Raw genomic sequence first — 11,718 nt, 5'->3', positions numbered from 1 at the left:
AGATACACCGAGTTCGGATGTCCCAAGCTCAGATACACCAAGTTCGGATGTCCCAAGTTCTGACACACCAAGCTCAGACGTGCCAAGTTCGGATACGCCAAGCTCGGATGTGCCAAGTGGGGCTGTACCAAGCTCACCAACTGTGAACGTTGTTTATAAAGTAACCAATAAAAATGGTAAGAAACTACCCGATACTGGTGAAAATAAAGACAACCACGCCGGTGCTATCGCCGCTGCGTTACTCGCCGGTGGCTTGGGAGTGACATCAGTAATTCGTAAAAAAAAGAGTGATGACTAAAAAAATATTATTTTTTGATGAAATCATGGTTGTAAAAAAGGCTAAGCATTCTAGGCTTAGCCGTACATATTATAAATAAATAGGGGAATTTAATAAATGCATGCTGTATTTGTGAATACTTTTTATGCACACAATCTATCTGGTGCTAGTTTTGCAGTCGATAAAAGACTGCGATTATTTCTGAATCATAATATTGCAACAACCGTTATTAGTGCTGATTATTACTTAACAAATCGCTATTATTTTCATTATCATTTTCCAGACTTAACACAACACTTTTTAGATGTGCATGACATTTTGACAGATAATTTAGACCGAGCGGAAACGGATGCTTGGTCTGATTTTTATGCGAAAAATAAGTCACATTATAAATTTGATATGCAACAAAAAATAGCCACCAATGCAAATGGCACTTATCTCAGGTGGCACAATTATGATGATGGACGCTTAATGTTAATTCATCATTATTCTAGCAAGAACCAATTACTGCGCAGCGATGAATATGATTGGCGTGGTTATTTAGCCGTTAAAGCATATTATGCGTCTAAGCCAAATGATGGTCAAAATTATGTTGTGAGGCGAGAGCATTTAAACGCCGATCAGCAGCCAACTTTGACTTATCATTTTACGAGTGACAATCAAATTAGACGTATTGATTGGCGAGAGAAAGATGGTCAAATCCATTATTTTAATCAAAAAAACGATTTGTTATTAGCAGCTTTAACATACTACACGACCTTGATTGCTGATGATATTTTGATGGTGCTAGATTTATTTCATTCTGATACAATTGCCAAATTACACGCTTTAAATGATCTAAAACGTGTTCGCCTCCTTGTTCAACTGCACAATATTCAAGTAAAAGACACACCAGACGATACCCCAATAAGAATAGGCTATAGTTATCCGGTATTAAATAGTCATCAGTATAGTGGATTGGTTGTGTTGACTGAGCGTCAGCGAGAAGATGTATTAGCATTTGTTGATGAAAATAAGGTTTTCACAATCGCTGAAAATTGGTATGACGAAGATGATAAAGCCTCGCATAATGCCATTGAGTGGGCTAATAAGGAAGCTGGCTTGGTAATTATTTCTGCCCGATATGACAAGACCAAACAGATAGATCATGCCATCAAAGCGATTGTGACTGCACATGAGAGAGTTGCGGGTATTCACCTCGAAATTTGGGGTGGTGGTAATGATACTGTTCGAAACGAATTGCAACAATTGATTGATAGCAATCATGCTAATGACTATATTACATTAAAAGGGATTGCAGATAATCAATATATGAAGCAACGTTTGGCAGAGGCACAACTCCATGTTTTAGTGTCAAAAAATGAAGGATTGCCGATGGTTTTTTTTGAATCCCAGTTGGGTAAAACGCCGTCAATTAGTTATGATATTGATTATGGACCCGATGAAATTATCACCAACCGTGTAAATGGTGATTTAATCGCAGCAAATGATGTGAGTTATTTGGCTGCCAGAATGGTTGAGTTATTTGAAAGTCCGGGAATATTGGCACATTACGCTGAAAATTCCAGTCAGACATTGATCAAATTTAGTGAAGATACAATTTGGCAGAAATGGGAAAAGCTGATAGAGCAGGTATTTTGATAGATGAAAGTAATCATAACAGAGAAAGTAACCTCAGAATTACGCCGTTTTGAAACCGCTAATACTGAACCAATTCTTTTCATTTCATGGACATCCAAAATCGCATATCAAACCATGCCAAACGAAATTAATTTATTTTCATTTATGCGGCATCAAAATAATCAGAACTTATTGACAAGGCTAGATTGGTTATCGAATTTTGTGCTCAACTATCGTTCAGTTGCGGGAAATCATCAATTTGAATTTCAGAATTCACTTGGTAAGATTGCAGCCAAAATTTATATGGCTGATAATAATCGTCATCAGGTTGCTCACATTGATACCTTTGACGAGTCAGATCATCGTGTTGAAATGCAACTTTTTGATGAGCATAGCACGTCACAAATTTTTACATACGACGCTGATGGAAGACCAGTAACCAGCCATTTTAGTAATGATGACGGCACGATTCAAATCATCTTTTATTGGCGATTTCAGCATGGAAAGCTTGAAAATGTGGGCATGTCGATCCAACAAGACGGCAATGAGCAATTTTATAATAGTTACTGGGATTGGCAAATAGCGCAATTTAAATTACTTATTGGTCGCTGTTCGGATATTAGTGAAGTCCTTAGTTATGAAGCCCCTTTATTGTCTTTGAGTTTACCTACTAGACGGATTACTAAGAATGAACTAACATACGCATTGGCTCTCAATGCTTATCACGCTAAGGAAGGGCCACATTTTTGGATTGTCAATTTTGATGATGAAAATCATTGGAAACCAAGGACTGACATTGTGAAAACGATGATTCATGTTAATCAAAATCAATTCAAAACGATGCAATTTGACTCACCCTATGTTGATGAAGAAAGTTGGATTAGTAGTCAATTACAAAAATATGAGTCCGCAATGTCTGCTGGAGATGTCATTATTTGGCAATATCCAAAATACTCGCCTAAGTTAGAACTCGCTGTGATAGAATGGTCTAGAGAAAGAAATATTCTCATAGTTGGTCTTGTTCACGATGTTACTATGTTAAGAGTTGACACTAATAAATTAAAACATTATGATTTAAGCTCAGATAAAACAGTTTTGCAATCGTTTGATGCTGTCATATTGCCAAAAGGCTTTGTGCAGCCGCTAAACGATATTGGTGTTATGTTAAAACATATCATTCCGTTAGCGATGTACGATTTTTTGTACGATCAGATCATAACGCCCGCTACCTATCAAAAATCAGTTGTTTATGCTGGTTCTTTGTCAAAGTTTCCAAATCTATCCCAAGTAAATTTTGATTTAACAGTCTATGGGGAAAAGAATTTTTCAAGTATTGTGGTGGATCAACCACATATTACCAATGGTGGTTTTGTTGAAGCGAGTGAATTACCCACTAAACTTTCATCAGGATATGGTTTGATTTGGGATGAATCAGATGATGACGCTTACTTGAAACAGTATACGCAATGGAATTGGCCATATAAGTTTAGCTTGTATATGGTATCAGGATTTCCGGTTATTGCTTGGCAGGGATCGGCAATTGCAGAGGTTATTCGAAAAAAAGAAGTCGGTATTGTGATTGCCGATTTGTCTGAACTGAGTGCGGCTATCGACAATATTACCAAAAATCAATATGACCAAATGGCAAAAAACGCTACGATTCTTGGACAACAATTGGCGACTGGTAGTACGACAAAGAAAATAATACAAGATTTAGAAGCCTTTCTTGGTGGTCAATCATCAATCAGTTTATAGTATGAGTTAGGAGTGATTAAAATACGTAAATTATTATTATCAATTATGGTTATAGCGATCACTTCATTTACGTTTTCGACTGTTTCAGCCAATGATGGCACAATTACGCAAAATGGTATAGCCACAGTTTCTGGTACTTCTGACCCAAAAGATACAATTGAGATTAGTTTACCAAGTGGTAAGGTAATTAACGTCACACCTAATAGTTCTGGGCATTATAGCACTGATATCAGCGGCTTATCAGTGGGCGACACAGTTTATGTGACTGCAGTGAATAAGGATGGTAAAAAAAGTCAACCGACAAAACATACGATCACAACAGCTGATGTGATCGAGGAGAGTAGTTCGCAAACCACTACAGTATCAAGTCACGATAGCCACTCAAGTTCCTCAGAAACAACATATCAGTCGCAGAATAACAAAAAAAATCAGAGCTCTTTATGGCTGACTGTTTTATTATGGCTAAGTGGTGCGATTGGCATTACTGTTGGTGGGGTGGCGGTGGTCAATTCACGTTTTCCAAAGGTTAAACAATCAGTTTTCTCATTAGTTGGCTCTGGATTGTTATGGCGCAGTCAACAAAAACGGCATAAAGTGAAACTGGTTGGCGAAATTAATGATCACACTGAAAAAGCTTTTTTTGATATCACAACAAATGAATTGAAAATATTGGCGAAAACTGGCGAAGTTGAGTTAAACCGAAAATTCACACAATTTGAAGTAAAAGTATTTAATCGCCAAAATGACAATGTACAAATGGTAATAGTTGATGAGTAATTTAGGTCCAGCAATGAAATATTATTTGTCACAACGTAATATTTCGATTAAGCAAGTAGTTGATGAAACAAAATTGTCGAAGAGTTCACTTTATGATTTTTTTAATGGCAAACATGAACTAGGTGCCACCAGTTTTGTTTGTTTGATCAAACATTTAAATATTGACATTGATAATGTCATTGATGAGTATCACGACGCGGCGGATAACTCACAACGTAATATCAACACAGAATACAATACGATCAAGCATTTTGGAGCAGACAAATTAACCGATTATTTGTGCGATCTTGGTATCCATCAAACGGCTGTGGTTTTAGCTGATTTTATTGTACAAGCACAATATGAGGGCGAATTGTGTGACAAGATTGATATAATACAAGATGTGTCACGTGAGCTAGTCTTTGATAAATTAGACTACTACACCGCCGATGAAATGAATTTGTTTATCAATTTGATTAGTATATCGCAAAACTTTAATTATATTTATGGTGTTTATTTGGATTGTGAGCGATTGTTTTCAAGGCGAGATTTTAACGCGATGTATCGTAATAAATCAGAGTCAATTCAACAACTGTTGATGATTAGATTCAACATGATTGCGCTGTGCATGAAACATGCTGCCAAAGATCTAGCTGAAAAAATTATTCATCTGACGCAACAGTTACAAGATGTTGTTGATGACATGTATTCAGTTTTGCTTTTAAGACTGACGGAAGTTGTCGCGCTTATTATCGCAAAAGAAGATGCTCAGGCTGAGGCTTTATATAATAATATTTTTTCTGCAATGTCCTATTTTTTACCGGCGACAGGACAATATCGCTTTGAAATGCTATTTCTAGATTCTTTCGAGGCTTTTAAACAAAGCTTTGAATGAGTGGTTTGGGTTGTGATAGATTTCAACAATTACAAAATCTGCGGAAGCAGATTTTTTTACTATTTTTGAAAGATATGTTTATTTTGCCTGACAACCAAATAAGGTATAATATAATTTGTATATAAATAGTATATTAAAACTATGAAGGGAACATACAACATGAAAGGCATTATCCTAGCCGGAGGATCCGGTACCAGACTTTATCCAATTACCAAAGCAACTAGTAAGCAATTGGTGCCAATTTATGACAAGCCAATGATTTATTATCCGTTGTCTGTTTTGATGTTAGCTGGTATTACAGATATTTTGTTAATTTCGACACCAGAATATGTTGGACAATTTGAAGAATTATTCGGTAATGGTCATGACCTTGGGTTAAAGATTGACTATGCCATTCAAAAAGAACCTCGTGGCTTGGCCGATGCGTTTATCGTTGGGGCTGACTTTATTGGTGCTGATTCGGTAGCGTTGGTATTGGGAGATAACATTTTCTACGGGGCTGGGCTATCAGAGAAGTTACAAGCAGCCGCTTTGAAAACAACTGGTGCGACAGTATTTGGTTATCAAGTGAAAGATCCAGAACGTTTTGGTGTGGTTGACTTTGATCAAGCTGGTAAGGCAATATCGATTGTCGAAAAGCCCGCACAGCCTAAATCAAATTACGCGGTGACTGGTCTTTATTTCTATGACAATGACGTGGTCGAGATAGCGGCCAATGTGAAACCATCAGCGCGTGGTGAAATTGAAATTTCTGATATTAACCAAGCTTACTTAGACCGTGGCGATTTGGACGTTCAAGTCATGGGACGTGGCTATGCTTGGCTTGACACTGGCACACATGATTCTTTGTTAGAAGCCTCATCGTTTATTGCGACGATCCAAAAGCAACAGAACTTAAAAGTGGCTTCCTTAGAAGAAATTGCTTACCGGATGGGGTATATCGACATCGCGCAATTAGAGAAGCTGGCGCAACCATTGAAAAAGAATGATTATGGCCAATATCTGTTAAGAATTGTTGCGGAAGAAGGATAAATTTAATGAGTGATAATTTTTTTGAAAAAGCATTAGCCGGCCAAACGATTGACGCGATTCCCGGTATGATAGAATTTGACATTCCAGTTCATGGTGACAATCGTGGCTGGTTTAAGGAAAATTTCCAAAAAGAAAAGATGTTACCACTTGGTTTTCCGGAATCCTTCTTTGAAGCAGATAAGTTACAAAATAATGTGTCCTTATCAAGAAAAGGTGTGCTACGTGGTCTACACGCCGAACCTTGGGATAAGTATATTTCTGTCGCTGACAACGGTCGCGTTTTGGGATCATGGGTTGATTTACGCGAAGGGGATTCCTTTGGTCATGTTTATCAGATGATTATTGACGCTAGTAAGGGAATTTATGTCCCACGTGGCGTCGCTAATGGCTTCCAAGTATTGAGCGACACAGTGTCATACTCATACTTAGTGAATGATTACTGGGCACTAGATTTGAAGCCCAAGTATGCTTTTGTAAATTACGCCGATCCTGCTTTGGGTATTGAATGGGATGATGTTGAGCATGCTGAGGTGAGTGAAGCAGACAAAAATCATCCTTTGCTCAAAGATGTCGTGCCACTAACAAAAGTACAATTGTAATTAGGAGAAAATAAATGACTGAATACAAAAATATTTTAGTAACCGGTGGCGCCGGCTTCATTGGCGCCAACTTTGTGCGCTACATTGTTGAAGAACACCCAGACGTGTTTGTCACGGTGCTTGATAAGTTAACGTATGCCGGTAATAAAGAAAACTTGGCAGGTTTACCAGCAGACCGCGTGAAGCTAGTGGTTGGCGACATTGCCGATGCGCCATTGGTGGACCAATTGGTCTCTGAAACCGATGCGGTGATCCATTATGCCGCCGAAAGTCATAACGATAATTCACTGAAAGATCCATCACCATTCGTGCAAACGAACATCATTGGCACGTATACATTAATTGAAGCAGCACGCAAATACAACAAGCGATTCCATCATGTTTCAACTGATGAAGTGTATGGTGATTTGCCATTGCGAGAAGATTTGCCGGGACATGGTGAAGGTGTCGGCGAGAAGTTTACGCCTGAATCACAGTACCGACCATCAAGTCCCTATTCATCAACTAAGGCTAGTTCTGATTTGTTAGTCCGTGCTTGGGTGCGTTCGTTTGGTTTGCAAGCCACAATTTCTAACACTTCTAACAATTATGGTCCTTACCAACATATTGAGAAGTTTATACCGCGACAAGTTACCAATATCATTTCTGGCATTAAGCCTAAATTATATGGTTCTGGGAAGAACGTCCGCGATTGGATTCACACCTATGATCATGCCACAGCTGTTTGGGCAATTTTGACTAAAGGTAAAATTGGTGAGACTTATCTAGTTGGCGCCGACGGTGAAAAGGATAATATCACGGTCCTCCATGCGATTTTGAAAGACATGGGTAAGGATGAAAATGACTTTGAGTTTGTTCAGGATCGTTCAGGCCATGACTTGCGTTACGCTATTGACGCTACAAAGATTCGTGAGGAATTAGGTTGGGAACCAAAGTATACAGACTTTGCGACTGGCTTAGCAGATACGATCAAGTGGTATGAAGACCATCAATCATGGTGGCAAGCGGAAAAAGCTGCAGTAGAAGCGAAATACGCGCAGAATAATCAGTAACCAAAGGTCAGCGGAAGCGGCCTTTTTTTCGGAGGGAATATGAAATACTTAATAACAGGCGCGCATGGACAGTTAGGTCAAGAATTGCAAAAGTTGTTACACGAGCGTGTCTTAACCTTTGTAGCATTTGATTCTCAGCAGTTGGACATTACAAATCGTGAAGCAGTGATGGCAACTTTTAAAGCAGAACAACCGGACGTTGTGCTTCATGCGGCTGCGTATACAAAAGTGGATTTGGCCGAAGATGAAGGACGTGCCATGAATTGGCAGGTTAACGTAACAGGCACCAAGAATATCGCCGACGCTGCCAAACAATATGGTGCCAAACTAGTGGCAGTGTCGACAGACTATGTTTTTGATGGGCTGAATGTTGGTGAGTATCGCGAGACAGATCCAGTTAATCCAAGAAACGCTTATGGGCGCGCCAAGTTAGCTGGTGAATTAGCTGTCACGGAGAGTGGAGCGGCAGCGTATATTGTTCGAACGAGTTGGGTGTTTGGCGAATTTGGAAATAATTTTGTCTATACGATGCAACGATTGGCAGAAAGCCACCCTAAACTGACGGTAGTTAATGATCAATTGGGCCGACCAACTTGGACGAGAACATTAGCCGAGTTCATGTTGCACTTGATAGCGGTCGAGGCGACATACGGGATATATCATTTATCGAATGATGAGACTGCCACTTGGTTTGACTTTGCCAAAGCAATCTTAAAAGATACTAAAGTAGAAATAGCACCAGTGACCAGTGCAGAATTTCCACAAAAAGCGTATCGACCAAAGCATTCAGTGATGAATTTAGAGAAGGCAAAGGCAACAGGATTTGAGATACCAAGTTGGCGCGATGCATTGGCGTTGTTTTTGAAGCGATAGAGGTGAAGAATAAGCTTTTCAGTGAGAGCGTGAGAGTTAACGGACTTAGTTAGACGATTGCATGATAAGGCTTTATCAAAAGTAAATGTTGTAACGGAGAAAGTAAATAGTGAAGAGAAAAGTCAGAACTTTTATAATAATATTTTTGGCCAGTTTTTACATTGGCATAAATCATATTAGTGCAGATAGTGCGGTGAATAACTACATTTTAAACAATAATATCGCACCTGCAAAAGAACAAATTAACTATAGAATCAACATGCAAGACGCTTCGAAAAATGGTGGTATTAACATGAATTTTTCTAACGGTAAGCCACAGTTAGTTATTATTCATGATGTAGGAGTCGAAAATAGTACGATTGACAATGAAATCAATTATATGGTCAGGAATCAAACTAGTGCTTTTGTGCATAGCTTTGTTGATGGCAACCAATTAAAAACAATCGCTGATACTAGTAAGATTGCGTGGGGGGCCGGGCCATTTGGTAATCGCTATGCGGATCAAATTGAGCAAGTGCGGGTCAATAGCAAAACTGAGTTTGCTCACCAAATTTCCTCTCTTGCTAATTGGACGGCACAACAAATGATAAAATATCAAATGGGTGCGCCTAAGCTAATTTCAACAACAAGTAAAAGCTTGGATGGGAACTTAGCAAGTCACGAAAATATTAGTTATAAGTGGGGAGGAACAGACCATGTTGATCCAGTCGAGTATTGGAATAAACGTGGCAGAAACTATTTTGGTCAAGCCTACGATATGGCACAATTTAGGGATTTAGTAGCGGTTTATTATGCGAGAAGTCAAGCACCGAAAATTACCAGTGCAACGATTGTAGGTAATCCAAGTACTGGACGATTTGATATCAATGTTAAAACGACTGGTCTAGTTGGTGAAACAGTAAAAGTACCTATTTGGTCGGATGCAAATGGGCAGGACGATATCATTTGGTATTCTGCTGAAAAAATACAAAATGGTCAATATATTGCTCATTTTAATGTGAACGAACACCACAATGAAATGGGTCGGTATCATGTAAGAGTCTATGCTTATGCAAACAATCAGACATCTGAAGTAGCAATAGCAAATGATAATTTGAATGTTAATGTTTCAACGAATCCAAATGTTAATTATAATACACAGGTTCAAAATATTGGATGGCAAACGTATGTTCAAAATGGGCAACAATCAGGTACTACCGGTCAACAAAAACGACTAGAAGCTATCAAAATGTATATTACAGGAGGTGTGTCAGGTGGCATAACTTATCAAACACACGTACAAGACATAGGTTGGCAGTCCTCAACTTCGAATGACAATGTTTCAGGTACAGTTGGACAATCAAAAAGACTGGAGGCAATCAGAATCTCATTAACAGGTAGTTTGGCGCAACAATATGATGTTTATTATCGTGTTCATGCGCAAAATTACGGTTGGCTTGATTGGGCCAAAAATGGGGATTCAGCAGGTACTGCAGGTATGGGTCTTCGGCTAGAAGCTATCAATATTAAATTAGTTAAAAAAGGAGATTCAGCTCCTGGATCTACCTCACGTCCATATGTCGAAGCTGCACCCATTATTCAATATAATTCACATGTTGAAAATTCTGGCTGGCAATCTCCAGTTGAAAATGGTCAACAATCTGGTACTACCGGCAGTGGCTTGAGGTTGGAAGGGATTAAAGCGGCTATTAAGTCTTCTGCAATATCGGGTGGTGTTTCATACCAAACGCATGTACAAAATATTGGTTGGCAAAATACAGTCAAGGATGGTCAGTTAAGTGGCACAACTGGTAAATCCTTAAGATTAGAAGCAATAAAAATGCGTCTCACTGGTCAGTTAGCTCAAGAATATGATATATATTACCAGGTTCATGCACAAAATTATGGTTGGCTAGGATGGGCAAAAAATGGTGAAGTGGCTGGCACAACTGGATTAGGATATCGACTAGAAGCTATTAAAATACAACTTGTCAAGAAGGGTACTGCGTTTAATGCTGGTGGGCCGAGTTCAGTAACAGAAGTGACACCTCAAATTTTAAAAACTTCAATCACCGGTACACCGGAACGCGGTAAATTCAAAGTTCTCGTTGAGACAAATGTGTCGGATTTAATAACTGTTAAAATACCGGTTTGGACGACAAAAGGTGGTCAAGACGATATCAAATGGTACAACGCAACTAAAACAGGGCCTGGGCAGTACGCTAGTGATATTGATATTATGAATCACAACAATCAAATTGGTCAGTATCAGATTCATGCTTACGCTTATAGCCTTACTAAACAAACTTGTCAGGTGGTTAATAATAATTTGATGGTTGCGACTAAGCCAATACTAAATGGTGTTAATACAAATCAACTTACTTGGTTTAATAGTATTAAGAGTTCATTAGTTGATTTGGCAAATAAGAACGACATATTTCCTTCAGTAATGCTTGCTCAAGCAATTACAGAAAGTTCTTGGGGGCAAAGTGAACTAGCGCAGAAAGCAAATAATTTGTTTGGAATCAAGGCTACTAGTGACTGGGAAGGAGATATATACAAAGTAAAAACGCAAGAGTTTTCTGATAAAGATCAATATGTAATTGATTACACTGGGCAAAAAATATTTGTTAAAAAAGGGCAAGGATACTATATATATGCTAACTTTAGAAAATATGCATCCCAGTTAGATAGTCTGAATGACTATGTAAGAAAAATTAGAAATAATTACGCTGCTTCGTTACGTAGTAATTCTCATACTTATCAAAATGCTATCTTTTTGCTGCAAAAGAATGGATATGCAACTGATCCTAACTATGCCAAAAGTATGATTGCTAGAGTTCAGAATTACGTCTTAGAATCACTTGACTAGGAGAGATA

At 38.5% G+C, this 11,718-nt stretch carries 10 protein-coding genes; all 10 read left to right on the top strand.

Annotation, left to right across the window (positions count from 1 at the left end):
* Positions 1–298: LPXTG cell wall anchor domain-containing protein (locus IAE53_RS03870; protein WP_200554186.1), on the top strand; the 298-nt coding region annotated here is incomplete at its 5' end.
* A gap of 96 nt (positions 299–394) precedes the next feature.
* Entirely contained in the window at positions 395–1,918 is a 1,524-nt protein-coding gene (locus IAE53_RS03865) for a glycosyltransferase (protein ID WP_200136009.1), read from the top strand.
* A 3-nt stretch (positions 1,919–1,921) separates the two neighbouring features.
* The gene (locus tag IAE53_RS03860) at positions 1,922–3,652 is read left to right on the top strand and encodes a glycosyl transferase (RefSeq protein ID WP_200136008.1); all 1,731 of its coding nucleotides are present in this window, start codon (positions 1,922–1,924) and stop codon (positions 3,650–3,652) included.
* A gap of 12 nt (positions 3,653–3,664) precedes the next feature.
* A complete protein-coding gene (locus IAE53_RS11385; RefSeq protein ID WP_233610657.1) occupies positions 3,665–4,429 on the top strand; it encodes an Ig-like domain-containing protein in 765 nt (254 codons plus the stop codon).
* Complete coding sequence (locus IAE53_RS03850) at positions 4,422–5,303, top strand: helix-turn-helix transcriptional regulator (protein ID WP_148423785.1); 882 nt, start codon at positions 4,422–4,424, stop codon at positions 5,301–5,303. Before IAE53_RS11385 ends, IAE53_RS03850 begins: the two co-directional genes overlap by 8 nt.
* Before the next feature lie 159 nt (positions 5,304–5,462).
* On the top strand, positions 5,463–6,335 hold the full coding sequence (rfbA, locus tag IAE53_RS03845; RefSeq protein WP_200136007.1) for a glucose-1-phosphate thymidylyltransferase RfbA: 873 nt from the start codon (positions 5,463–5,465) through the stop codon (positions 6,333–6,335).
* Positions 6,336–6,340: 5 nt separating this feature from the next.
* Positions 6,341–6,934, top strand: coding sequence for a dTDP-4-dehydrorhamnose 3,5-epimerase family protein (locus tag IAE53_RS03840; protein WP_200136006.1), 594 nt, complete (start codon positions 6,341–6,343; stop codon positions 6,932–6,934).
* Between the two features lie 14 nt (positions 6,935–6,948).
* Positions 6,949–7,986, top strand: a complete 1,038-nt coding sequence (gene rfbB, locus IAE53_RS03835; protein ID WP_200136005.1) for a dTDP-glucose 4,6-dehydratase — start codon at positions 6,949–6,951, stop codon at positions 7,984–7,986.
* Positions 7,987–8,025: 39 nt separating this feature from the next.
* Positions 8,026–8,859 carry a dTDP-4-dehydrorhamnose reductase gene (gene rfbD / locus IAE53_RS03830; RefSeq protein WP_200136004.1) on the top strand — a complete coding sequence of 278 codons (834 nt, stop codon included), beginning with the start codon at positions 8,026–8,028 and terminating at the stop codon, positions 8,857–8,859.
* Positions 8,860–9,151: 292 nt separating this feature from the next.
* On the top strand, positions 9,152–11,710 hold the full coding sequence (locus IAE53_RS03825; protein WP_234456349.1) for a GBS Bsp-like repeat-containing protein: 2,559 nt from the start codon (positions 9,152–9,154) through the stop codon (positions 11,708–11,710).
* Positions 11,711–11,718 lie beyond the last annotated feature (8 nt).

This window comes from Leuconostoc sp. S50, assembly GCF_016624925.1.
GTDB lineage: Bacteria > Bacillota > Bacilli > Lactobacillales > Lactobacillaceae > Leuconostoc > Leuconostoc pseudomesenteroides.
Note: the sequence above shows the minus strand (reverse complement) of the source record. Positions and strands in the feature narration are given on the sequence as shown.